At 46.7% G+C, this 24,712-nt stretch carries 22 protein-coding genes and 3 tRNA genes; 12 read left to right on the top strand and 13 right to left on the bottom strand.

The genetic code is table 11. The features are described 5' to 3' along the window. Position 1: 1 nt before the first annotated feature. From EXT46_RS18190 to mutY, 5 genes are all read right to left on the bottom strand, one after another. Positions 2-74, bottom strand: a tRNA-Phe gene (locus tag EXT46_RS18190). Between the two features lie 7 nt (positions 75-81). Beyond that, positions 82-157 (bottom strand) — tRNA-Thr (locus tag EXT46_RS18185). A gap of 57 nt (positions 158-214) precedes the next feature. Continuing rightward, positions 215-290 (bottom strand) — tRNA-Phe (locus EXT46_RS18180). A 117-nt stretch (positions 291-407) separates the two neighbouring features. Further along, a complete protein-coding gene (locus tag EXT46_RS18175; protein WP_022944130.1) occupies positions 408-680 on the bottom strand; it encodes an oxidative damage protection protein in 273 nt (90 codons plus the stop codon). Positions 681-736: 56 nt separating this feature from the next. Then, positions 737-1,834, bottom strand: a complete 1,098-nt coding sequence (gene mutY, locus EXT46_RS18170) for an A/G-specific adenine glycosylase (protein ID WP_130149007.1) — start codon at positions 1,832-1,834, stop codon at positions 737-739. Between the two features lie 109 nt (positions 1,835-1,943). On the opposite strand from mutY, the gene trmB reads away from it, so the two are divergent. Together trmB and EXT46_RS18160 are read left to right on the top strand one after the other, a co-directional pair. After that, positions 1,944-2,669, top strand: coding sequence for a tRNA (guanosine(46)-N7)-methyltransferase TrmB (gene trmB, locus EXT46_RS18165; protein WP_022944132.1), 726 nt, complete (start codon positions 1,944-1,946; stop codon positions 2,667-2,669). A gap of 1 nt (position 2,670) precedes the next feature. Next, positions 2,671-3,717, top strand: coding sequence for a methyltransferase (locus tag EXT46_RS18160; RefSeq protein ID WP_130149005.1), 1,047 nt, complete (start codon positions 2,671-2,673; stop codon positions 3,715-3,717). Here EXT46_RS18160 and EXT46_RS18155 read toward each other — a convergent pair. Continuing rightward, a complete protein-coding gene (locus tag EXT46_RS18155; protein ID WP_130149003.1) occupies positions 3,680-4,174 on the bottom strand; it encodes a DUF3293 domain-containing protein in 495 nt (164 codons plus the stop codon). The two genes, EXT46_RS18160 and EXT46_RS18155, sit on opposite strands and share 38 nt — an antisense overlap. A 69-nt stretch (positions 4,175-4,243) precedes the next feature. Here EXT46_RS18155 and EXT46_RS18150 point away from each other — a divergent pair, with 69 nt between their 5' ends. From EXT46_RS18150 to arcA, 3 genes are all read left to right on the top strand, one after another. Further along, positions 4,244-5,863 carry an ATP-binding protein gene (locus EXT46_RS18150; RefSeq protein WP_130149001.1) on the top strand — a complete coding sequence of 540 codons (1,620 nt, stop codon included), beginning with the start codon at positions 4,244-4,246 and terminating at the stop codon, positions 5,861-5,863. 1 nt (position 5,864) lies between these two features. Continuing rightward, a complete protein-coding gene (locus EXT46_RS18145; protein WP_130148999.1) occupies positions 5,865-6,377 on the top strand; it encodes a YfiR family protein in 513 nt (170 codons plus the stop codon). Between the two features lie 107 nt (positions 6,378-6,484). Then, positions 6,485-7,207 carry a two-component system response regulator ArcA gene (gene arcA, locus EXT46_RS18140; RefSeq protein ID WP_022944137.1) on the top strand — a complete coding sequence of 241 codons (723 nt, stop codon included), beginning with the start codon at positions 6,485-6,487 and terminating at the stop codon, positions 7,205-7,207. On the opposite strand, the gene arcB is transcribed toward arcA, so the two are convergent. Then, positions 7,208-9,538 (bottom strand): aerobic respiration two-component sensor histidine kinase ArcB, encoded by a 2,331-nt coding sequence (gene arcB / locus EXT46_RS18135; RefSeq protein ID WP_130148997.1) that lies wholly within the window; start codon positions 9,536-9,538, stop codon positions 7,208-7,210. It lies immediately after the preceding gene. A 42-nt stretch (positions 9,539-9,580) separates the two neighbouring features. Further along, a complete protein-coding gene (locus EXT46_RS18130) occupies positions 9,581-11,371 on the bottom strand; it encodes a hypothetical protein (protein WP_130148995.1) in 1,791 nt (596 codons plus the stop codon). 237 nt (positions 11,372-11,608) lie between these two features. Between EXT46_RS18130 and folE2 the strand changes: the two genes are divergently transcribed. The 4 genes from folE2 to EXT46_RS18110 all read left to right on the top strand — a co-directional run bounded on the left by folE2 (position 11,609) and on the right by EXT46_RS18110 (position 14,939). After that, entirely contained in the window at positions 11,609-12,532 is a 924-nt protein-coding gene (folE2, locus tag EXT46_RS18125) for a GTP cyclohydrolase FolE2 (protein ID WP_130148993.1), read from the top strand. Positions 12,533-12,600: 68 nt separating this feature from the next. Continuing rightward, positions 12,601-13,218 carry a DUF2726 domain-containing protein gene (locus EXT46_RS18120; protein ID WP_022944141.1) on the top strand — a complete coding sequence of 206 codons (618 nt, stop codon included), beginning with the start codon at positions 12,601-12,603 and terminating at the stop codon, positions 13,216-13,218. 71 nt (positions 13,219-13,289) lie between these two features. Beyond that, positions 13,290-13,997 (top strand): 5'-methylthioadenosine/S-adenosylhomocysteine nucleosidase, encoded by a 708-nt coding sequence (mtnN, locus tag EXT46_RS18115; protein WP_130148991.1) that lies wholly within the window; start codon positions 13,290-13,292, stop codon positions 13,995-13,997. Further along, on the top strand, positions 13,998-14,939 hold the full coding sequence (locus EXT46_RS18110; protein WP_130148989.1) for a cobalamin biosynthesis protein: 942 nt from the start codon (positions 13,998-14,000) through the stop codon (positions 14,937-14,939). A 41-nt stretch (positions 14,940-14,980) separates the two neighbouring features. Here EXT46_RS18110 and tyrS read toward each other — a convergent pair whose 3' ends face one another. Further along, positions 14,981-16,183: a tyrosine--tRNA ligase gene (gene tyrS, locus EXT46_RS18105; RefSeq protein ID WP_045978528.1), complete on the bottom strand. Its 1,203-nt coding sequence runs from the start codon at positions 16,181-16,183 to the stop codon at positions 14,981-14,983. A 153-nt stretch (positions 16,184-16,336) separates the two neighbouring features. Here tyrS and EXT46_RS18100 point away from each other — a divergent pair, with 153 nt between their 5' ends. Then, on the top strand, positions 16,337-17,650 hold the full coding sequence (locus tag EXT46_RS18100; RefSeq protein WP_022944145.1) for a peptidoglycan DD-metalloendopeptidase family protein: 1,314 nt from the start codon (positions 16,337-16,339) through the stop codon (positions 17,648-17,650). Positions 17,651-17,710: 60 nt separating this feature from the next. On the opposite strand, the gene EXT46_RS18920 is transcribed toward EXT46_RS18100, so the two are convergent. From EXT46_RS18920 to EXT46_RS18085, 4 genes are all read right to left on the bottom strand, one after another. Continuing rightward, on the bottom strand, positions 17,711-17,887 hold the full coding sequence (locus EXT46_RS18920) for a hypothetical protein (RefSeq protein ID WP_022946927.1): 177 nt from the start codon (positions 17,885-17,887) through the stop codon (positions 17,711-17,713). Positions 17,888-18,086: 199 nt separating this feature from the next. Next, positions 18,087-19,217 (bottom strand): sodium ion-translocating decarboxylase subunit beta, encoded by a 1,131-nt coding sequence (locus tag EXT46_RS18095; RefSeq protein ID WP_022946928.1) that lies wholly within the window; start codon positions 19,215-19,217, stop codon positions 18,087-18,089. 8 nt (positions 19,218-19,225) lie between these two features. Beyond that, positions 19,226-21,007 carry a sodium-extruding oxaloacetate decarboxylase subunit alpha gene (oadA, locus tag EXT46_RS18090; protein ID WP_130148987.1) on the bottom strand — a complete coding sequence of 594 codons (1,782 nt, stop codon included), beginning with the start codon at positions 21,005-21,007 and terminating at the stop codon, positions 19,226-19,228. Positions 21,008-21,019: 12 nt separating this feature from the next. Continuing rightward, positions 21,020-21,256: an OadG family transporter subunit gene (locus EXT46_RS18085; protein ID WP_053910697.1), complete on the bottom strand. Its 237-nt coding sequence runs from the start codon at positions 21,254-21,256 to the stop codon at positions 21,020-21,022. Positions 21,257-21,696: 440 nt separating this feature from the next. Between EXT46_RS18085 and EXT46_RS19065 the strand changes: the two genes are divergently transcribed. Together EXT46_RS19065 and EXT46_RS18080 are read left to right on the top strand one after the other, a co-directional pair. Next, entirely contained in the window at positions 21,697-22,002 is a 306-nt protein-coding gene (locus EXT46_RS19065) for a hypothetical protein (protein WP_240701167.1), read from the top strand. Further along, the gene (locus tag EXT46_RS18080; protein WP_240701166.1) at positions 21,999-24,674 is read left to right on the top strand and encodes a TonB-dependent receptor; all 2,676 of its coding nucleotides are present in this window, start codon (positions 21,999-22,001) and stop codon (positions 24,672-24,674) included. Before EXT46_RS19065 ends, EXT46_RS18080 begins: the two co-directional genes overlap by 4 nt. Positions 24,675-24,712 lie beyond the last annotated feature (38 nt).

The raw sequence follows: 24,712 nt of genomic DNA, 5'->3' as shown, positions 1-24,712 counted from the left end.
GTGCCCAGAGGCGGAATCGAACCACCGACACGAGGATTTTCAATCCTCTGCTCTACCGACTGAGCTATCTGGGCAAATGAATGGTGCCTGCTGCCGGAGTCGAACTGGCGACCTACTGATTACAAGTCAGTTGCTCTACCAACTGAGCTAAGCAGGCACACAAAACTGTGTGCAAAAGCACGTGCTTCTGAATTGTCAAAAACACCTTTAATAATGGTGCCCAGAGGCGGAATCGAACCACCGACACGAGGATTTTCAATCCTCTGCTCTACCGACTGAGCTATCTGGGCGTGCGGCGTATTAAACGGTTTTTAGGGTATCAAGTCAACCATTTTTTAAAATAAACAAACCGTTTGCACAGTTTTCATGCAAACCGAGATTTATTGGCGAAAATCCCGGCTAAGTTGCTACTTTTCAGGTGGTCTGTAACCTTCAATTTCTACATCTTTACCTTCAAACAAAAAGCCAACCATTTGCTCTTCTAAATAGGTACGATGCTCCGGATCCATCATATTTAGATGCTTTTCGTTAATTAACATGGTCTGCTTTTTTTGCCACTCATCCCATGCTTGTTGAGAAATATTGTTGAAGATCTTCTCGCCTACTTCACCAGGGTAAAGTTGAAAAGCAAGTCCCGGAGCTTCTTTTTGCAGCTTCTGACAAAATACCGTACGTGCCATGTTTATCCTCATTTACGATTATCTAATACATATTGCTCTGTAGTGTAACCTAATGCTTAAACACTCGCACCTGCAAGGTGCTGCTTTAGCTGTTTCAATAATTTCTTTGTCGGTGCTGCTAGCCCCACCTCAGGTTGCTGCGCTAGTGAATAAGTTAGTACTGCGCGCTCTGCAAGCTGTTGTATGGGTTTGTGCAAATGCACAACAACAGGCTCTATAGTTAACTGAAAGTGTGAAAATACATGAGTAAATGGCTCTAACCTATGTTCTTTACCGCTAATACCATTGATTGCCATAAACTCTTTGGCCCCGTCCTGGCTGGCAAACTCGATAAAGCAATGTAGCCCTCCCCAAATACCTTGATCGGGACGCTTTTCCATGTAGGTGTGCCCTTCATAAACGGGAATAAACATTACGCAATGCTTCTTCGGCACTTGCTTTTTGGGTTTTGAATGTGGGAACTCGTTTACTTTGTCATTGATTCGCGCTTGGCACTTATCATTGAGTGGGCAGGGCTGACAGTCATATTTACTACGTGAGCACAGGCTTGCTCCCAAGTCCATCATCGCCTGATTAAACTGAGTGACGCCATGCTTTGGTGTTAATTGCTCGCTTAGATGCCAAAGTTGATTTTCCACTTTTTTGACACCATACCAGCCCTCAATCATAAAAAACCGCGCTAATACCCGCTTTACATTGCCATCGAGAATCGCATGATGCTCGCCGCGCGATAGGCTTAAGATAGCACCCGCAGTAGAGCGCCCTATCCCAGGCAGAGCCATTACTTCTTCCAAGGTGTGCGGAAACTGACCCTGATACTGCTCACAGATCAACTGTGCGGTTTTATGTAGATTACGTGCTCGAGCGTAATACCCCAAACCTGTCCAATAATGGAGAACCTCATCTTGCGGCGCTTCAGCCAGCGCCTCAATAGTCTCAAAACGCGCCATAAAGCGGTTGAAGTAAGGGATCACCGTAGCAACTTGCGTTTGCTGCAGCATAATCTCTGATACCCAAACTTTATAGGGTGTTTTTTCTAGCTGCCAAGGCAGCGTCTTGCGACCATGTTTGTCGTACCAATCGAGTACTTGAGTGGCAAACCAATCACGCGTGCTTTTACTTATTTCCACTACTTTTATAACGCCCCTGTACATATTTGCGCTCAGTCTATAATTGTGCAGGTAAATATCAATACCCTTTACTTGTACTTCCTCTTACAACTGGGGATAATACGCACCCATTTTTACAGAGACAGCCAAGACCATGAGTGAATCTACGCAACAAGCATTGGAGCAAGCACAGCGCGAAGGAAAGTATATCCGTAAGGTACGCAGCTTCGTAAAACGCGAAGGCCGACTGACCAAAGGTCAAGCAGCGGCACTAGAGAAATGCTGGCCGACAATGGGGCTTGAGCATCAAAATGGCTTACTTGATTTCAGCCAAGTGTTTGGCAATGACAATGATGTTGTTCTTGAGATCGGTTTTGGCATGGGTAAATCGCTTGTAGAAATGGCTAAAAACGCACCAGAGCAAAACTTTATCGGCATCGAAGTTCACCGCCCTGGAGTAGGTGCTTGCCTGATGGACGCTGATGCCGAAGGCGTTACCAATTTGCGCGTTTTTGAACACGATGCGGTGGAAGTGTTAGCGGACTGTATCAGCGATGAAAGCCTAGCTAAAGTGCAATTGTTCTTCCCCGATCCATGGCATAAAAAACGTCACCACAAACGTCGCATTGTGCAACCTGAATTTGTCGAAAACCTGCGCAGCAAACTAAAAATTGGCGGGGTCTTTCATATGGCGACAGATTGGCAAAACTATGCTGAACACATGCTCGAAGTAATGCAAGGCAATAGCCATTTTAGCAACCAATCAAGCACGAATGACTATGTACCACGTCCAGATTTTCGCCCACTCACTAAGTTTGAGCAACGTGGCCATCGTCTTGGCCATGGTGTTTGGGACTTAATGTTTGAGCGCGTGAAATAATATGGTACTGAGCAACCCGTCGCAGATCCTACTGCGCAGCCCTGGGCTGTTAGTCGCACAAACCATTTTAGTGGTCAATTTTAACTGTGATGGGTTTGCAAGCGAACTGCGTGAGCTGAACCCAACAGCTGATATTCATTTATTCTCTTATAACCAAGCGAATGGCGACTTTGCACAACGCCAAGCCCAGCAACATCAGGCCCAAACTCTGGTGTCTCATGAGCTTCCTAAACACCGCTTCGACTTGGTAATTTACTATTATCCTAAGGCCAAAGCCGAAGCTTTAATGACCTTAGATAATATTCGTGCTTGTATTAATGATGATGCGCAGTTACTGGTGGTGGGGGAGAAAAAAGGCGGCGTAAAATCCATTGATAAACAGCTTAAAGGCCTCGCTCATGGCCATAAGGTTGACTCTGCCAAACATTGTCAATTATACCAATACAGCGATATCACCCCGCTGCCCGAGTTCGATATCAGCCGCTACGAAAAGCGCTTTTGTCTTACTCGCAGCATAGCTGGTGAACAAGTGAGCTGTGATATAGTCAGCCTACCGGGTGTATTCAACCATGGTCAACTAGATGATGGTACGGCGTTGTTACTGGATAACTTACCTGATTTAACTAACACCCAATCCTTACTTGATTTTGGTTGCGGCGCCGGAGTTATTATCAGCTTTTGCTTGAAGCGCTTTGCCCACATTCAAGGCAATGCCTTGGATGTAAACGCCTTAGCCGCATATGCCAGTGAGCAAACCCTGCGCGCCAATGACCTGCACGGCAATATTGTGCTCAGCGATGGCCTAACCAACATCAACGAACGCTTTGACATCATCGTCAGTAACCCGCCCTTTCATACCGGGCTAAAGACCGATTATGATATCACCGCTCGCTTTTTTGCCAGCGCGAAAGCACACCTGAATAAAGGCGGTGCGCTTACTCTAGTCGCTAATAGCTTCTTAGCCTACCCAGAGCAACTACAGCAACAATTTAACACTCACCAAACAATTGCTAAAACGAAGCGTTTTGCGGTGTATCAAAACCAATAGCATAATTACGCCGTGGCAGTTGTCTTAGATGGCTTACACGGCGCTGCCAATCCCCGTTGACCGATGTTTCTTGAGCATTATAGAAATACAAATATAGCCGCCCACCTTTTATTAGGTAGATAGCATTTTGGCTAAATTCCCTCATTAGCTTCTTGCCATAGCTGCGAGGTGCTCGCACTAAGGCGCTGCGCTCGCGATAGGTCATCTCTTGGTTACCGCCAAAACCCCAGTGCGGGTCAAAGCCTGCGAGCCGTTTAGCCAAGCGCTGCGTATGTAAGCGATTTTGTCTTTGCCCAAGGCGCAGCCCCTGTGGATTCCAAGCGGTTATAATAAACCCAGACGTGATATAACTAGGTTTTTGAGCAAACCAGAAGTAAGGGTTTTGATAGGCCGCTAAGGTGTCCTTATCTATGCTGACAAAAGTGCTTTTATTTATGCATTTTTCTGATTTTAACATTCGACTATTCAATGATTTGCTAAACTAGTTTAATGTTGTAACACAGCTATTAGTGAACCGCGCACACTCATGAGTATTCAAGGCTCAACAACTAGTATAAGAAAGGCATTGATCTACGCGGTCATGTCTGTTGCGTCATTGTCGCTCATTTTGTCTATTACTATTTCTACCTACATTGACATTCAAGAGCAGCGAGAACAGCTGGAAGAGCGCGTAGAAACCTTTGCTGAGCTCACCGCTTTTAACGCTCAAGTGACGGTTCTTTTTGACGACAGCAAAACCGAAGAGCAGCGCCTACAAGCCTTTCAGGCTGTAGAGGCAATAAAAAACATTCATATTTATCGTATAGATGAATTCAATGACGAAGTTGAGTTTTTTGCCAGTTATAACGCCCCCCGCACGCCACCAGTGCCAGTGAAAACTAAACGTCTCGAGAGTATCGGCAAGGGGGAAGTCGAAGATGGCCATTTAGAAATCATTAAGGCCATCACCAACCAAGACAACACCATAGGTTATGTGTATGTTCGAGCCAGTTTAGAGAGTATTGAGAATTACCTGCACCGCAAAATAATTATCGATATTATGTTGAGCGTAGCGGTGCTGGTTGTTGCCTATGTTATAGCGCGTATTTTCCAGCGCCATATCGGTAATCCTATTGATACATTGAGCCAGTTACTGCAAGACGTTGCCAAAAACCGTAACTATACCGTTCGCGCCCCGAGCAGCAATATAGCAGAACTCAATCAGCTGGCGCTGAGTGTCAACACCATGCTGCGGCGCACAGAAAAGCAAATCGAGCGTAATGAGACAGATAAAAAAGAAATAGAGGCCCTAAACCAGAGCCTTGAGGAAAAAGTGAACCTGCGCACCGATGCCCTGCGCGATGCTAACCAAGAGCTACTCAGTACGCTAGAGCGGATGCACCAATATCAGAATCAAATTGTTGAGAATGAAAAGATGGCGTCACTGGGGCAAATGGTTGCGGGTGTCGCTCACGAGGTTAATACCCCTTTGGGATTGGGGATTACTGCATCGACATTAATGCGTGACAAGCTCGGTGATATTCGCCATTCATTTGAAGAAAAAACACTCACCTCGCAACAGCTAGGGCGCTTCTTGGTAGATGGTGAAGAAAATCTGTCGTTGATTTATCGCAACCTTAACCGCGCAGCCGAGCTTATCGCCAGCTTTAAAAAAGTCGCTGTGACCCAAGATAGTGAGAGCATCACCGACGTTAATTTAAGCGCGCTCATTGGCGAAGTCATGATAAGTATGCGTGCCGACCTTGATGACATTAGCCCGCAGATAAACGTGCACTGCCCCGAAGATTTACATATCCAATCAAAATCTGGGCCTATCCAACAGATATTACAGCAGCTTATCAGTAACTCTCTTATCCATGCCTTCAAAGATCACCCTGATCCACGTATAGATATTGATGTACAAATCGACTCCGGACAGCTACAGATTGACTACCGAGACAATGGTAGCGGCATCAGCGAAACATTAAAGCCCAGGGTCTTTGATCCTTTTGTGACCACGAAGCGAGGCTCTGGCGGCAGTGGTCTAGGCTTACACCTAGTCTACAACCTCGTAACTCAAGCACTTGGCGGCAAGGTGCTGCTTGCTCCTGAGCATAAACAAGGCAGTCACTTCATAGTTCAGATCCCATTAAGTGGGGTGCAGTAGTATGCGTGTAGTCTGTTTAGTCGCCTTGATGTGCAGCCTATCTGCGCAAGCAGGAACACCCGATCAAGTGCGCTCGGCGCTGCTTTTTCAAATAGCCAAGTTTATCGACTTTACTCATGTTCAGTCTGATTCAGTGCGCTATTGTTTTACTAGCTTAAGCAAAGGGCCTGGTGCATTTCTTGCGCAACAACAGAACTTATTGATACGTGGACAGCCAATTGCCATAACCGAACTCAGCAAAAGTTCACAAAATGATGAACTTTCTCGGCAATGTGACATCACATACTTTGATGGAAAAATAGAGAATGATATACTGTTGCCTTGGATCAAAACTCGGCCTTTAACAACATTCACCGTTGGCAGTAATTTCGAGTTCCTTGAGCAAGGCGGTGTGGCTGCCTTAATTCAGGAAGGTAAGAAGATTCGACTGTATATCAACAGGGAGCAGCTCGAGCAAGTAAGCTTTAAAGTACAAGCCAGGCTGATGACAGTATCTAAGTTTTATCCAAATTGATTTTACTTGTTAACATTTAGATATACTCCTATAATCGCAAGTATTCGCGGAATTCTCGTTTTTCCGGTTTTTCTGTAAATAAAATATTCCGAAAAGGTTAATTAACAATGCAAACGCCAGTCATTCTGATCGTAGAGGATGAAGACGTAACCCGCCTGAACCTCGTTAGCTTATTTGAAGCGGAAGGCTACACTGTAGTTGAAGCCATTGATGGTGATGATATGCATGATAAGCTCACCACCAATGATGAAATTAACCTGGTTGTTATGGACATCAACTTACCAGGTAAAAATGGCTTGATCCTCGCCCGTGAATTGCGTCAAAAACGCAATGTTGGTTTGATTTTCTTGACCGGCCGTGACAACGATGTCGATCGTATTTTAGGTCTTGAAATTGGTGCGGACGATTACATCACTAAGCCATTTAACCCACGCGAATTAACTATTCGTGCCCGCAACCTTATTTCTCGCACAGCAGCCAGCAAAGATGACCCTGCACTTGAGTCTGATGGTGTGCTTAACTTTAACGGTTGGGAATTAGACGAAAACAGCCGTTGTTTAACGTCTCCTGCGGGTGAATCTAAGCGCTTACCTAAAGGTGAGTATCGTGCATTACGTCTAATGTTAGACTCACCAGGTCGTATCTTTAGCCGCGAGCAGCTGATTAAACATATGACTGGCCGTGAGCTTCGTGCTAACGACCGTACTGTTGATGTGACTATTCGTCGTATCCGTAAACACTTTGAAAGCGACGCCAGCACGCCTGAGCTGATCAGCACCATCCATGGTGAAGGTTATCGCTTTATCGGAAAAATCGACAGCAACTCGTAATTACTGAGCTAACTGAGATAAGAATGACTGAAGGGCCTTGAGCCCTTCTTTTATTTGCCCATCTAACTGCGTTAACCATTGCTGGCGCTGTTCTTGTTCAACCTGCTGACAATTATTCTCCATTTCCTTGGCCTGCAACTGCACCGCTTTGAGCCCCACTGAGCCTGCGGCTCCTTTCAATTTGTGGGCGACTGATTTGTATTCATCCACATCACTGACAAGGCTATCTTGCATTTGTTGCTGATATCCTGGCGCCAACTTTGCAAACAAGTCAACGCTGCGGGCAAAGGCTTTCGCCCCCATAGAGTCCAAGAACTCAGAGATAATCTCTCTATCTAGGTGCATCTCATCCACATCGAGTGCTTGCGGCGGGGCAGCACCAACTAGTTGTTTGGCTGCTGCCTGCTGTGCACAATCTTTTCCAATACCAAAGAGCGTCGCTAACATCTTATCAAGTTTATTGGTATTAATCGGCTTGGCGAGTGAGCCTTGCACTTTAATGCCCCGTAGCTCTTCCTCAGCACTGCGCACGTTTGCGGTTAACACCACAATAGGTAGATTATCGAAGTGCTCATCGGCGCGAATTTCACGAGCCACCACATCACCATTAATATCTGGCAATTGCATATCGAGTAACACTAAATCGAGATCATCCTCTGTTTGCACAAAAGACAGCGCATCCTCACCGGTTTCAGCCCAAATGACCTCGTGCCCCCGTTGCTCAAGTAAGTTGGTAGCAATTTCGGCATTCAAAGGAACATCCTCGACCAGAAGAATATTTAGGCTGGCACAATCATATGTTTCTAATTGCGGAGCTTGCGTCAGCTTAAGAGGAATATGTACTTTAAAGCTACTTCCTTCTCCTGCCATAGAGCTGACTTGAATATCCCCACCCATCGCTTTAACTAAGGCTTTAGTAACCGCAAGACCAATCCCCGAACCTATGGCGTTGGCGCCGCTGGCATCCGGCGCTTTGTAATACATATCGAAAATATGCCGAAGCTGCTCTTGTGGAATACCTATTCCTGTATCTGTAACACTTAACTCAAGCCACACTTGTTTACCGGTGTCGTGGCGACGACAGCCCAAGGTCACACCACCGTGTTTGGTGAATTTCACCGCATTGTTGATGAGGTTCCAGAGCACTTGACGCAAACGCGTTGGGTCTATTTCGGCGTAAACGTCCAAGTCGCCTTCACGGGATACATCGAAAGACAGTGACTTTTGCTCGGCAATGAGAGAGCCAAAATTCACCACATCATTTATAAAATCTGTGACACCGACCGGTTCAGTGACAATATCAAGTTGCTCTCTGTCTATCTTGTCTAAATCGATAATGTCGTTAAAGATGTTGCCTAAGGTTTCAGCGCTTGAGAAGACCGTATTGCACCAACTGCGTTGTTGTTTCGTTAGTTCAGTATCAAGCAGCATACGAGTGAGACCAACAATGCCATTCAAAGGAGTGCGCAACTCATGAGACAAAGTAGCAATGAATTTACCTTTGTCTTTGTAAGCAGTCTCGAGCGCTTGTTCGGCTTCCTTACGGCTTGTGATATCACGGCCGAAAGCAAGTAGACCAATATATTCGCCGTCGTCATTAATAAAGGGGAGCTTGCGCATTTCAAACCAATGGGGTTCTCCATCCACAGGATACTGAACGTCTAACGTTATGGGCTCATGCGTCGTTTCTACTTGATGGTCGGTGCGTAACACCTCAGGTAGCAACTGCGGTGGGTAAATATCTTCGGCGGTTTTGCCAATTAAGTCGCCTGAACTGCGGTTCATCACCTTTTCAAACATTTTGTTGCAGCCAGCAAACACCCCCTGTTGATCGCGGTAATAGAATAAGTCAGGGGACGAGTCGACAATTGAGCGCAATAGCATGCCTTGCTGAGCTAGCTCTAGCTGCGTTTTCTTGCGCTCCGCAATCTCACGACGTAACTCTTCAATAGCCCGATGCTTAGCGTTGAGCGCCATTTTACGCTCATCAATCTCAGTGTTGAGCAGACGAATGTTATCTTTCAGTGACTGGTTTAATAGCTTTTCTTGCTTAGTGGCGGTTTCCAAAAACTTTTGCGAGTCTTGCAGCTGTGCCACTGATTGCAACACCACCATAATCACCACAGGCGCGGTAATGGCCGTGAAGAAAACCACTGCGAGTACATCCAGTAGGGTCACTTCACCGGTGGCAACGTAATAATACATTGAGCCAAGGATCAGGGCCGCGACGATAAACACACCATAAACAATAGCGGCTGCGTACCAGATCCCAAATCGGGCAAGGAGATTAGTTAATACACGAACCCAAGGGCTCAGGGAAGAGTCAAACATAAAAACAGGGGTTTTGCTACAAACCCCTTTATTGTAATCAACTTAGAGTGCCTTTGGCAGTATCTGCGTTGAGATTCTTGCAAACGAGCATACGCCGATGCGTTTGCCGCCTTTTGCGAGCACGCCTTTTCGCATGTTCGTGGCGCCACTGGCTTTTAAGGTTAACTCAAAGCGCTGTGAATCAATATCCGTGCTACCACTGGCAGTTGCAGCCCCAGTGTTGCACTGCATTTGTCCGAGCTTATGGTAATTAGAGCGGCTAAATGGTGTGGACGAATTCACTAATGGTCCGGCGGTTGTGGTATTGATGGCTTGCTTCCATGGCGCTAATTCAACGTTAATCATGTCATTTCGGAGCATGATTTTGTCTTCATGAGTCAAGAAGTAACTATCAAAAGGGCCAAACTGCATTGCTGTAGCCATAGAGTCATTGCTTTGGCGCAAGTCACCAAGCCATAGTCCACCCTCGCCAAATACTTGCATCTGCATGTACTCGCCGTCATCACTTTCACTGCTGATTCGGGCATAACTATCACTATCGAGACCAAAAATTAAATTACTGCTGTTATCAAAACCGGTTTTAATTAGGCGCGGCTGATTACCATACTTGGCTACTTTAGTATCCAAGGTGCCCCAGTTGAACAAACCAAGCACACCCGATTGCATGTAACTTAGTTCACGGCTGTTAACCACTGAGATACAGTCCACTCCCAAGCGACAGGCTTCAAAACCATTGCTGTAAACCGTGGGTCGCCCAGTCAACACCTGCACGCCATCACCAGAGAGTACAGTGGCATTGTTTTTACCACCGACCAAGGCATGTACCGCATCACCCTGGGCGGCGACCATTAATTGCCCTTTTGCCACCATATCTTGTATTTTTGTTAGCAACTCGCTGGGCTGGTTAGCATTTTTATAAAACGCATGATATAGCAAGAGCGGGCTTGAATCGGCTATAAACACCGCATCAGATTTACGCAGAAGGTTATATAGCTTCTCTGGGTCGCGACACAGTTTTTGCTGTTTTTGATAAAGATCAGGGTATAGCACATCACGGCGGAAGCTCGCTAACTTCGACACCTGATAATCAGCCAAGCTATCACACAACTTGGTATCTTGAGCACTCATTACCGTTTGCATAGCCCCATCGATAGCAAGCCAATGCGCTTCAAAGCCTAGCTGCTCAAATAAGGACTGATAATAATCAACATCGCGATAGGGGTCGCGACTGCCACCGGTGATAAAAGCAACACGAGGTTTGCGTTTGGCATCAGCAATCTTTTGCGCATCACTAAGCAGCTGCGCAAACGCCTCTTTGGTTACCCAATTACGCGTGCCCTGAACATCAACTTCGCCTTGGCGACGACGCTTACCATTGGCTTGCTTTTGCTCGAGTAAATCAAAAAAGTTACGCTGTTCGAAATCAAATAAGTTAAACCAAAATTCACGTGCTGATATATCGCTGCCAGTGAGGGTGAAATCACTGCGGCGCAGATAACGTTCGAATTCACGTTGACCGAATGCTTCATCGTTAAAGTGCTTTTTCGCCGCATTTAATAATTCGACTGCTTGGGCGCGAATATCGGGCTGCTCGGTCCACGCCATATCGGCAATACGGCCCAGGCCTTCTTCTGTAATTTGATAAATTGGCTGTTGTTTATAAGTATCCTTACTTAAGCTTTCGCGGGATTCAGAATTACAATATCTCAGCCTTTCGCTGGAGCACACCTGCAGGTCGTCAGCAAACAACATCAGCTGAGGCTTGGCGAACGCAGCAACACTACAGCTACTTAACATCGCCACAGTGGCGGCTTTTTTTAGAATTGATTTCATCGGACTGGTCATTATTGTTATTTTGCAAGTTATGGGTGTAAATAGCGCGTCTTAACAGCAACACACAATGTTAACAATTACTGGACAATAAAGGAAGCATGTTGTCGCCACTTAGCTGCCAGCATTGCTTTACATATCCCTTCTTTGGCAATTTATCCTGCAAATTTGGGCCGCTCCACATTTGCGCATTTTCAGGTAGAATGTCGCCTTTTCGTTGCTTCAATAATGAGGAAGGCTATGCCACATCCAATGCCAGATATCGCCAACACCAGCGCGTCTTCAGTACATCATACGCTTGATTGGGTGGGTATGAGCGCCATTGAAATACCTTTAAAAATTGCGACTAAGGGCCTGGCAGCAACCGTTGTTAATGCCAAAGCACAAGCCTTTGTGAACTTAATTGACACGCACGCCAAGGGCATTCACATGTCGCGCCTATTTTTGGCACTGGACCAACTTTCTAATGAGCCCAGTGTGACTCCTGCGCAACTCAAAACAACCCTTGATGCGTTTATCAGCTCCCATGACGATATTAGCGATAGAGCGCGACTCAGCCTCAGTTTTGAGCTTCCATTGCGTCGCAGCGCGTTACTAAGCGATAACAGCGGCTGGAAATTCTATCCCATCACCTTAGACATGCAGTTAAATCAAGGACAGCTGCGTGTTGAAGCCGGTGTTGAAGTAACCTACTCGTCTACTTGCCCTTGTTCAGCCGCCCTTGCAAGGCAATTGATTCAAGAAAACTTTAAACGCGACTTTGACGCCGAGAACCTGAACTTTGAACAAGTGCTAAAGTGGCTGGGCACAACAGAGGGGATCAGCGCCACCCCCCATTCTCAACGCTCCGTCGCACAAACCAAGGTGTTATTGGATGCGCAACTTGGCGAATTTGACTTCGTCGCCATCATCGATGAAATTGAGCAAACACTAAAAACCCCCGTGCAAACCGCCGTGAAACGAGAAGACGAGCAAGAGTTTGCACGATTAAATGGCGCCAATTTGATGTTTTGCGAAGATGCCGCTCGTAAGGTGAAAGCAGCGTTAGATGAGCGGGCAGATGTGCTCGATTTTTGGGTTCGCATTAACCACTATGAATCACTTCACGCCCATGACGCCGTAGCTATCACCACTAAAGGCTTACCCCAGGGCTATCAACCCTAACCAATTCAATTTTAGGCACGCTTATTGCTTTAATATAAGCGTGTCAAAAATTCGTTTTGGAGTAAAAAATGGAATTCGCGCTTTTATCTATATTGGTGCTGGTTGTTGTTGCTTCCGTGGTCGCTTCCAAGTTCACTGATAATAACGAAAACCCTTACCCTTTCGTTCGTAAAAAAGAGATCTATACGCAGGTTGAGAGCGCCTTTCTATCGCTTCTAGAGCGAGCGGTTGGCGATAACTACCGGATCGTCAGCCGAGTCAAATTAGCAGATGTCATTGATTGCAAGGCCGGACTTTCTAGCAAATCGCGGCGTATTGCCATGACTAAAACTAAGAATAAGCAACTCGACTACGTACTGTTAGATAAACAGAAAATGACCATCGTCGCCGCTGTGGATCTGGTTAATAATGCCAATAAAGACGGCCACAAGGCACAGCGCGATTGGTTTGTTAGCGGTGCCCTAGAAACCGCCGGTATTCCTCATATTCGTATGAAAGTAAAAAGCGGCTACCGTGTTGAAGACGTACGCAACGCCATTTTATTTAAAATCGGCAAACCAGAAACAGCAACAAAACGTAAACCGACGCGCACGCCAACGCGCCCTGCCGTGCTCTCGCCTTCGCAAGCCAAAGCGCAGACTAGCGGCTCAGCCATCGCTACATCAACCCAACTTGCAGAGATCTAATTAAGCCAATGCCATATTAAAACAGCCTTTGATATACTAAGGGCTGTTTTTGCTAATTAATCAGAGATGCTATGAAAGTAGGTATTATTGGCGCCATGGAGCCAGAAATCGCGATTTTGCGTGAACGCATGAGCGACGTAGAAACTCACCAACACGGTGGTTTTACTTTTTACCATGGGCAACTCAATACTCAGACTGTGACTTTAGTGCAATCAGGGATAGGTAAAGTCGCTGCCACCGTTGCAACCACCTTGTTGATCGACCACTTTCACCCTGATTGCGTTATCAATACAGGTTCAGCGGGCGGTTTTGACCAGCGTTTAGAAGTGGGTGATGTAGCTATTGCCAGCGAGCTACGCCACCATGACGTCGATGTTACCGCATTTGGTTACGAGTATGGCCAAGTACCACAAATGCCAGCGGCTTATGAGTCCCACCCACAATTGATACAAGTGGCCGAGCAATCAATTTCACAGCTTCAACAGTGTCAGTCGTTGGTTGGCTTAGTGTGTACAGGCGATTCATTTATGTGTGATCCTAAACGCATTGATGCAACACGCAAACAATTTCCAGCGATGCTTGCCGTGGAAATGGAAGGCGCCGCAATCGCTCAAGCCTGCCACTTACTTGATACGGCCTTTGTGGTTATCCGCTCACTGTCTGATATCGCCGGCAAAGAGTCGCCGCATTCATTCGAAGAATACTTAGAAGTCGCATCGAAGAATTCATCGGCTATGGTGATGGCGATGCTAACAAAACTTGATGGTGTCACCCTATAGATGCTGGTTGAGGCGCTAAGTGCTCAGCTTAGTTTGCTGTTATTACTTGCAGCCATTGCTTGCGAGCGTTGGCTGCCGCTCTCTCCTTGGTATCACCCTTTTACCCTGGCGCGCCTGGGCTTCAACAATTTAGTTAAACGCACTTTCAATCCGCAAGATAGTGTTGGCTACCACCTACTGATAGCCATACTGTCACTGGCTCTGTGTGTGTTGTTGCCGCTGACATTAATCGCGCTGTTCTCCCATTTAGTTTACTACCCAGAGGCATTATCTGCGCTCTTGCTCTACCTGAGCCTGGACTCCCACACAATCCGCAGCAAAAGCACGCGTATTGCTTTGGCGTTAAAGCAGCAACGTAAATCACTCGCTCGGGCACTACTTGCAACTATTGTGGTACGTGATTGTGAGCGTTTGAATAGTCAGGGAGTCGCCAAAGCTTGCATTGAGAGTGTGGTGCTGCGCATGCTTCATACCTACTTTGCACCACTATTACTGTATTGTTTATTTGGTGGCATGGCTGCCCTCGCCTACAGTTTAACGTGGACTCTGCACACAGCCATGCGCAAGCATGCTTTACCATCGAGTCCTTATCTCTACGCCAGTAAATGGTTACTAACTCTTTGCTGTGTAGCGGCCCTAGTAATGTACTTGCTACCGCTGGCGATGATGACCCAACAGCGTAAACTATGGCGTTACTTGCGGATATATGGCCGGCACTTTTATCACCGCGTTAGCGGGTTTACTCTCAGTGTTTTCAGTGCATTACTGCAAGTACAGCTGGGCGGGCCAGCCTTTTATCAAGGCCATCGTTTTGAGCGCATGCGCATTGGTGTGGATCACTTGCCTGATGACAAAACAATCAAAGCAACATTGAAATATATTGACGGTGTTAACATGCTTTGGCTGGCGGTTATAGCCCTTAGCCATATAGCGTGGGCGTAAAAAAAAGCCGCTTTAAGCGGCTTTTTCTGTAGCATCAGGGCTTAGGCTAGAGTCACTTTTGCAAAGCGACGTTTACCAACCTGGTAAACTTCGGTGCTGCCTTTAGCAACCATTTGCTTGCTATCGGTTACCTTGGTTTCGCCATTAATTTTCACAGCACCCTGTTTAATCATGCGAATCGCTTCTGAAGTGCTAGCCACAAGCTGAGCTTCCTTAAGCAAGGCGGTGATCATCATCTCGTCGCCATCACATTCAATGGTTAGCTCGTTGATATCATCAGGCAACGCATTTTTAGAGAAACGCTTGGTAAAATCTGCGTGAGCTTGCTCAGCCGCTTGCTCATCATGGAAACGCGCAATGATCTCTTTCGCTAAGGCAATTTTGATATCACGCGGATTCGCGCCGTTGCTGACTTGCTCCTTCAACTCCGCAATTTGCTCAAGTGACTTGGTACTTAGCAACTCATAGTAACGCCACATAAGATCATCGGAGATAGACATCATTTTGCCAAACATATCGTTAGCAGAGTCAGTAATTCCTATATAGTTACCCAGAGACTTAGACATTTTCTGCACGCCATCAGTGCCCTCAAGCAACGGCATCATTAGCACTGTTTGTGGCTTTTGCCCTTCGTCTTTTTGCAGTTCACGGCCCATCAACAGGTTAAAACGCTGATCGGTGCCACCAAGCTCAACATCGGCCTCAAGTGCGACTGAATCCCACCCCTGCACTAACGGATACAAAAACTCGTGAATGGCGATGGATTGACCACTTGCATAACGTTTTTTAAAGTCATCGCGCTCGAGCATGCGTGCTACGGTTTGGCGAGCTGCTAACTTTATCATTCCTGCGGTGCCTAGCTTTTCCATCCATTGCGAGTTAAATGCAATGGTGGTTTTTTCTGGATCGAGGATTTTAAAGACTTGCTCTTTATAGGTTTCGGCGTTAGCTAACACATCTTCACGGGTCAAAGGTTTACGAGTCACGTTTTTACCCGTTGGATCGCCTATCATTCCAGTAAAGTCGCCAATTAAAAAGATCACTTCATGGCCAAGGTCCTGAAACGTTTTTAGCTTATTAATAAGCACCGTATGACCTAAATGTAAATCTGGCGCTGTAGGATCAAACCCAGCTTTAATTCGTAACTTTTTCCCTGACTTAAGGCGTTCAGCGAGTTCTTCCTCAAGTAAAATTTCCTCAGCACCGCGTTTAATTTCTGCCAGCGCTGTCTGCAAGTCTGTCATTTATTTCTCCGATAAAAAAATGTGCTAACCGCGCGATTCTAGCGCAATTCGCGCCGGGTTTAAATGCACAAAATACTGGTATTTGCCCTTTATAACGTATATGCTCAGCCTTTGGTTAGATTTGTTTTCCTTAACAGCAGAAAAAGGTAGGTTATGGTAAACGTGGTTCACAAGCTCCCCAAAAAACACAAATTGCTCATTGTGGGCTTTCTTGTCACGATTATTGCCCTGATGTTGATACCTACGGAAAGAGCCACAGCATCAAAGGATAACGACGCAAAGCCATTGGAAGTGGGTAAGCGTTACGAGCTTCAAGTTAAGCTTGAGGAAGACGAACAAATCACCGATTTGAACTCCCCCGAGCAAGCTCAGACTTTACCAACCTATGAGCACACCGATTACCAAGTACGTAACGGTGACAACCTTGCCCTGATTTTTAAACGTGCGGGCTTCTCCGCGCAAACCTTGTATAAATTGGTTAATACCAATGAAGAAACGAAAAAACTAACCAAAATTCACCCAGGTGAAGTGTTAAGTTTTGCAAAAAACGACAAGGGTGAGTTGCAGCAGCTCAAATACGTACTGAGCAAAACCGACACCTTGTTTGTTACGCTTAACGAAGAGGGACGCTACGACACCTCTATCGATTCCAAAGAAATTGAAACCCTCACTAAAACAGCGTCTGGTACAGTCAATGGCAGTCTATGGACAGCCGGTATCTCGGCTGGGCTAAGTGAGAAACAAATTATGAACTTTGCCACCATCTTTGGCTGGGACGTGGATTTTGCCAATGATCTGCGTAAAGGCGATCAGTTTAGCTTGCTGTATGAAACACACCACGTTGACGGCGAGTATATTGGCACAGGGAAAATCATCGCTGCTGAATTTATCAACCAAGGCGAACGTTATGCCGCTGTGCGCCACACTGATGGCAACTTCTACACGCCTGAAGGTCGAAGTATGAAAAAAGCCTTCTTACGAGCGCCAGTTAATTTTAAATACATCAGTTCAAGCTTCAATCCGCGTCGCCTCCACCCAGTAACTAAAACGGTGAAGCCACACCGTGGTATTGATTACGCCGCGCGCACAGGTACGCCCGTGGTAGCCGCTGGTAACGGCAAAGTTATTAAAGCAGGTTACAGCCGTTTTAATGGTAATTATGTGTTCATTAAACACGGCAATACCTATGTAACTAAGTATTTGCACTTAAATAAACGCAAAGTGAAAAATGGCCAAAAAGTGAAACAAGGTCAGCTTATTGGCACTGTCGGAGCCACCGGTCGCGTTACCGGCCCCCACTTACACTATGAGTTCCTTGTAAACGGTGTACATCGTAATCCTCGTACCGTTGAACTGCCAAAATCTGAGCCGCTTCCCGCTGGCGAATTAGCCAAGTTCAAACCAGTAGCCGATACACTGCTTGCGCAGCTGGTTAGAGAGCGAGAAATGCAGCTGGCGATGAACTAATCATCGACATAAAAAAAGCACCTTAGGGTGCTTTTTTTATGTCTGCTATATCACAAGTCCTTACCTAAATAACATATAAAGCAATTGCACCACTAAGCTTATGCCAACGAGTGGCAAGATATACTTGCGAAAGCGCATCATTTTATTGAGCCCTAACTGATGTTGGTAGCGCTCTAGTAACGGCACCAAAATAGCCAGCGAAACAAATAATACAATGATGATGATAATAGCGTTCATAGCCGCTCCCTATTTTGACTGTTATGGCTAGCCATGGACTGCTTTGTCAGTTCCAGCTCATGCTATAGCATGCACTTATAACACTTAATCGCAAAACTGTGAAACCGGCCTCAGCCATAAAAAAGCGCGCCCCACCGAATTCGAATAGGACGCGCAAATGGCTAGGAAGTGCCTAAATAGATAAATTTCTCGGCAGAGGTTAGCCCACCAAGGCCAGTAAAATACCTGCAGCCACAGCGCTACCAAGAACGCCAGCAACGTTTGGCCCCATGGCATGCATCAATAAAAAGTTATGTGGGTTGTTCTCCAGGCCAACCTTATTGACCACGCGAGCAGCCATAGGCACAGCAGATACACCAGCGGCCCCTACTAAGGGGTTAATAGGTGATGACGATAATCTATTCAGCCCTTTTGCCATGAATACACCTGAAGCCGTGCCAATGGAAAATGCCAAGGCTCCTAACGCTAGGATACCAATGGTTTCCACCGTCAGAAATTGCTCAGCAGCTAGCTTTGAGCCCACCGCTAGGCCAAGGAAAATAGTCGTTATATTGATCAACTCATTCTGCGCTGTGCTACTGAGCCTATCGACGACACCTGACTCACGCATTAAGTTACCCAAACAGAACATTCCCACCAACGGCGTTGCTGCTGGTAAGAACATCGCAGTTAACGCCAGAACCATAAGTGGAAAAATAATTTTTTCCTTTTTGGAAACCGCTCGTAACTGCGGCATCTCAATTTTACGCTCTTGCTCGGAGGTTAATGCTCGCATGATGGGTGGCTGGATAATGGGCACCAAAGCCATATAAGAATACGCCGCCACTGCGATAGCACCGAGCAAGTCTGGGGCTAATTTTGAGGCTAAGAAAATAGCAGTCGGGCCATCGGCACCGCCAATGATGGCAATAGCAGATGCGTCTTTGAGTGTGAATTCAAAGCCCGGCACAAAATTCAAAGCAATAGCACCAAACAAGGTCGCGAAAATACCAAATTGCGCCGCAGCGCCTAGAAGTAACATGCGCGGGTTCGCGATCAACGCGCTAAAGTCGGTAAGTGCCCCCACTCCCATAAAGATAAGTAGCGGAAAGACCCCGGAGTCAATGCCTATGTAATACACGTAATACAGTATGCCACCAGGGTCTGCCATGCCAGCCACGGGGATATTTGTTAATATTGCCCCGAAGCCAATAGGCACCAATAGTAATGGCTCAAAATTACGCGCTATCGCCAAATATAACAGCCCACAACCGACTAAGATCATCACCAGTTGAGCGACGGAAAAGTTGGCAATGCCGGTGGCATGCCAGAGATTTAATACTCCTTCCATACCCCCCCCTAAACCAATGCAATTAAGGCATCGCCAGCGCTCACGGAGTCACCTTCACGCACTAACACATCACTGACTTCACCGCCGTGCAATGCGCGCACTTCAGTTTCCATCTTCATCGCTTCCATGATCATAACCACATCACCTTCACTCACGTGCTGACCAGGTTTGACTAAAACCTTGAAGACATTGCCCGTTAACGGTGCATTCAGTGTTTCCCCGCCACTAATCGCAGCCGACTGCGGTGGGTTTTCACCTTCACCCTCAACAGCACGCACACTCTCCAACTCACCACCGGGGGCGACGACAACATCATAGGCCTGACCATCGACACTAATGCTATAACGCTCTGGCCCTTGCTTTGTCGGTGCCGCCTTGGCCACAGCCTTTGGCTGCTCCGGCTCGGCGCTGGGCGCTGGTTCGAAAGCATCAGGGTTATTTCGATTCGCTAAGAATTTTAAACCGATTTGCGGGAATAGTGCATAGGTTAAAACGTCATCAACCACCTCGTCTACTAACTCGAGGTTCTGCTCTTTCGCATGAGCATCTAGTTCCTCCGTCAGCTTGTCTAGCTCAGGCTCAATGAGGTCGGCTGGACGGCAACTAATTGCCTCTGCACCTTCTAAAACACGCTGTTGCAATTGGCTATCTACCGGTGCGGGTGTTGCTCCATACTCACCTTTAAGAACGCCTGCGGTTTCCTTAGTAATAGACTTGTAGCGCTCACCGGTAAGCACATTCAACACGGCTTGAGTGCCAACAATTTGTGAGGTGGGGGTGACCAAAGGTAAGTAACCTAAGTCTTTGCGGACTTTGGGGATTTCTTTGAGTACCTCGTCTAACTTATCGCCTGCGTTTTGCTCTTTTAACTGGTTTTCCATATTTGTGAGCATGCCACCGGGCACTTGCGCTAATAGGATGCGGCCATCAACACCTTTTAAGCTACCTTCAAATTGCGCATACTTCTTACGTACTTCCCTAAAATAAGCCGCAATTTCCTCGAGTAAGGTTTGGTCCAAACCGGTATCACGCGGGGTATCCTCGACAATAGCAACCAAGGTCTCGGTGGCGCTGTGACCATAGGTTTGACTCATACTAGAAACTGCCGTATCAAGCATATCAATGCCAGCATCAATGGCCTTTTGGTAGGTTGCTGTGCTTAGTCCTGTGGTCGCATGGCATTGCATAGCAATGGGTAAAGACACGGTTTCCTTTAAGCCACGGATCAGCTTATCGGCATCATAGGGCTTTAACAGCCCGGCCATATCTTTAATGCAAATAGAATGACAACCCATATCTTCAAGGCGCTTAGCCTGATCTAACCACATATCCAACGTGTGGACCGGTGAGACGGTGTAAGAGATAGTGCCTTGCGCATGGGCGCCAATATTTACAGCGGCTTTGATTGCCGTCTCTAAATTACGTACATCATTCATCGCATCAAAGATACGAAACACATCAACACCATTGGTGTGAGCGCGCTCGACAAACTTAGTCACAACATCGTCACTGTAATGACGATAGCCGAGTAAATTCTGACCACGCAGTAGCATCTGCTGTTTAGTATTAGGCATCGCCGCTTTCAGGGCACGGATACGATGCCAAGGGTCTTCACCTAAATAACGGATACAGGAGTCAAAGGTGGCCCCACCCCATGATTCCATTGACCAAAACCCAACCTGATCAAGCTTATCAGCGATCGGGAGCATATCCTCTAAGCGCATGCGTGTTGCTAATAAAGATTGATGCGCGTCTCGCAGTACTAATTCGGTAAGCTTTAATTTAGACATAATTGACCCTTATTATTGCTTCTTATACTGATGCACAGCCGCAGCAATAGCTGCAATATGCGCCTTTGAAGGGCGCTTACTGTGATGCGTGGTAGTGGCGCTAGCTTGTTGATTCGCTTGTTCTGTATCGGCAAAGATATATGACATTAGGCGTAAAGCGCCTATCAATATGAGTAGAAATACAAAGACCACCACCATACCGGTCGCCATAAGCCAAGCGGCTTCAATTAACAATGCTGTAATATCCATGCTCACCCCAGTGCAAATTTAGTTACTTTTTATTGATATTTAACCAACACCATATCAAAAAAAAAGAGAATGTCCACATAAGTGTAAATTGGTAATACCAATACTTATAACCTTGAATTTCTTGTTAGGAGACTTAAAAACCGCCAACAATGCCGTTAATTCAACTTTATAGATAATAAAAATAGCGGATATAAATAAAATCTATACGAGAAAAAATCATCTTCATTAGTCATCAATGATGGTGATAACATCAAAAAAGATAATTGGTCATACCAAGATTGATTTTACATTGTTTACGTTGAGGGTTTTGCTCTATTTTTTGACTCTAAGTCATTGGCAGGTTTGAACAAATCGGACTAAGCTTATGACGCTAAATAGGAACAACCGCAGTTTGATTGGCCCTGAAGTATTAGTCTTACTAATAACAAGGGAGAAAAACAATGTTAAAATCTAAACTGGCGCTGTCGCTACAAGTAGCGCTCGGCGTAGGTATTTCTTCATTCGTTATGCCTCAAGCACTCGCTGCGGGGGATGAAGAAGCCAAGGATATTGAGGTCATTGCCATCACAGGTAGTCGTATTCGCCAGCCCGGCGCTGTCTCAGCCAGCCCCATCACGTCCATTGGCGAGAAAGAGCTGCGCTTCCAACAAGAACCCGAAGTAGAGCAAATTCTTCGTACTCTACCATCCACTATTCCCGGTGACGGCAGTAACGTGAACAACGGCTCTGGTGGTGCAGCAACGTGAACAACGGCTCTGGTGGTGCAGCAACGGTCAACTTAAGAGGCTTGGGATCTCAGCGTTCATTGATACTGGTTAATGGCCGGCGAATGATCCCATACAACTACAACGGTTCGGTAGATACCTCGGTGATCCCTTCGGCGCTGGTAGAGCGCATCGATGTGGTTACTGGTGGTGCTTCGGCCGTTTATGGCTCTGATGCCATTGCTGGGGCGGTTAACTTTGTCCTTAAAGATAATTTTGAAGGGATAGCCTTAGACACCTCTCACCAGCAAACAGACGAAAGTGACGGCGATAAAAGTAATATATCGCTTACCATCGGTTCTAACCTCGCTGACGACAGAGGTAACGTCGTACTTTCATTGGACTGGATGAAGCGTGACCAAGTGCTCCTTGGCGATCGCCCGCTGGGTTTACTTGGTATCGAAACCGCATCAGGCGCCAACTATGAGCAATTCCTAAATGGTCAACCGCCCGTTCCAGCACCCTCTGAGTGTGAGGCCCCTAACTCAGTAGAAAGTGGTGGTTCTACAACGGCCATGCCCACACGCTTTGGTATTGTCGGAGCGGGGACCGCAGGCCAATTTAGAAATGATGGCACACTTGCTGCCGATACCTGTAGCGTGTTCAACTTCAACCCCTACAACTTCTATCAAACACCGTCCGAGCGCTATTCAGGTACGGCTCTCGCTCGTTACAACCTTACCGACGATCATGAAGTTTATTCATCACTCACTTACAGCTCGATCTCGGTAGATACACAGGTTGCCCCATCAGGCACATTTGGTGCGAGTTTCGAATTGCCACTGTTTAACCCATTAATTAGCGATCAAGCACAGCAATTTATGATTGATACGGGCAACAATGCGCTCGCTGATGGTCTCTTAAGTGACAGTAACTGGAATGATGTCAACGGCAATGGCGTCGTCGACTCTGAGGACTATTTAACTGTGCAGTTGCGTCGGCGTACACTCGAACTCGGCCCCCGTACAGAGCGCTATGACACCTCGTTGTTCCAGTTTGTCACTGGCGTGAAAGGTTATGTGTTTGACGACTGGGAGTATGATGTTAGTTTCCAATATGGTGAGTCCAACCGTACCACCGTACGCGGTGGCTACACCAACCTAACTAACATCCAAAATGCCCTTGAAACCGAAGACGGCGTCACCTGCTTAAACGGCGACCCAACTTGCGTACCCATCAACCTGTTTGGTGGCTTTGGCACCATTACCGATGAAATGGCCGGTTATGCTACAGCGATTGCATTACAGCAGCAAAAGTACAGCCAGCGTATCGCAACTGCGACCATCAATGGTCCGATTGAGTTTATTGAAGTGCCCGGCGCCGGCGCACCGCTATCAATGAGCTTTGGTTACGAGTACCGCAAAGAAAAAGGCTTATTTGAGCCTGATGAATGTTTGAAACTTGCACCAGCGAGCTGTCAGGGCGGTGCTGGAGGTAACCAGTTACCTATTGAAGGTGGCTTCAGTGTTGATGAGCTGTTCATGGAAGGTTACTTGCCTGTCTTAGACGGTATGGCATTTGCTGATACGCTTGATGTGGAGTTTGGTTTCCGGTGGGCTGACTACGATACCGTGGGCTCTAATGAAACCTGGAAGCTTGGTTTCAACTGGCGCCCAGTTAGCAGCGTATTAGTACGTGTTATGCAACAGCAAGCGACACGAGCTCCGAATGTGGGTGAAATTGCCTCTCCTGTGGTAACTGGCCTTGATAACGCGACTAGCGACCCTTGCTCGGTTGCCAACGCCGGTAACATCAGTGCTGAACTGCGCCAGCTGTGTATTTCCACTGGCATGACTGATGCGCAAGTGGGTAACGTGCAAGATGTGATATCAGGTCAAGTACAAGTGATCTCTGGAAGCGACCCACTTAATCCACCTGACGCTGAAGAAGCAAGCACCTTTACAGCAGGTATTGTTTGGACTCCTGAGTTCGATACCTTGCAAAACTTCACTATCAGTTTAGATTACTATGATATTGATATTGATGACATCATCGGCGAGTTTTCAGCACAGGAAATCCTCGATGCCTGTTACAAGTTAGGTGATGCACAAGAGTGTGCCAAAATACAACGTGTTGGTGGCGACTTAACCGTCGCTGGTGCCGGGATTGAACAATTCACTACCAACCTCAAGAACTTGACCGCTGAGGGGGTTGAACTGGGCTTCAATTTCTTCGTGCCACTTGAAGACATGGGTGAGCTGCAGTTCTCTGGAACCATCAACAAGTATCTAACTCAGGAATCGCAAAGCTCCGATACAGCGCGAATTATCGACTGTAAAGGGTATTACAGTGCCAGCTGTGATCCCCTCGCAGAGATGCGCTGGGTGCAGCGTACTACGTGGGCAATGGACGACTTTACCCTGTCATTGCAATGGCGTCACATTGATGGCATTGACGCAGAGCCGGTCGTTGCCGACGATTACTTCCCAGAGTTTAGAAGTATCGATTCCTACGATTACTTTGACTTGTATGCCAATTATCACCTTACCGATAATATCACCGCAAGTTTGGGTATAGATAACCTGTTCGAGAAAGATCCACCGGTTGTGGGCAATGAGGCAGGTGATACCAGCTCTAACTCGGGTAACACGTTCCCAAGTAACTATGACGTGCTTGGTCGCAAATTTAAACTGGGCCTAAGATTCCAGTTCTAATTCGCAGTGTTAACAAAAGCCGCGCCTAGCGCGGCTTT

This window comes from Pseudoalteromonas sp. CO325X, from assembly GCF_004208955.1.
In the GTDB taxonomy this organism is placed as follows: domain Bacteria; phylum Pseudomonadota; class Gammaproteobacteria; order Enterobacterales; family Alteromonadaceae; genus Pseudoalteromonas; species Pseudoalteromonas ruthenica.
This window is presented reverse-complemented; position numbering and strand designations above follow the sequence as displayed.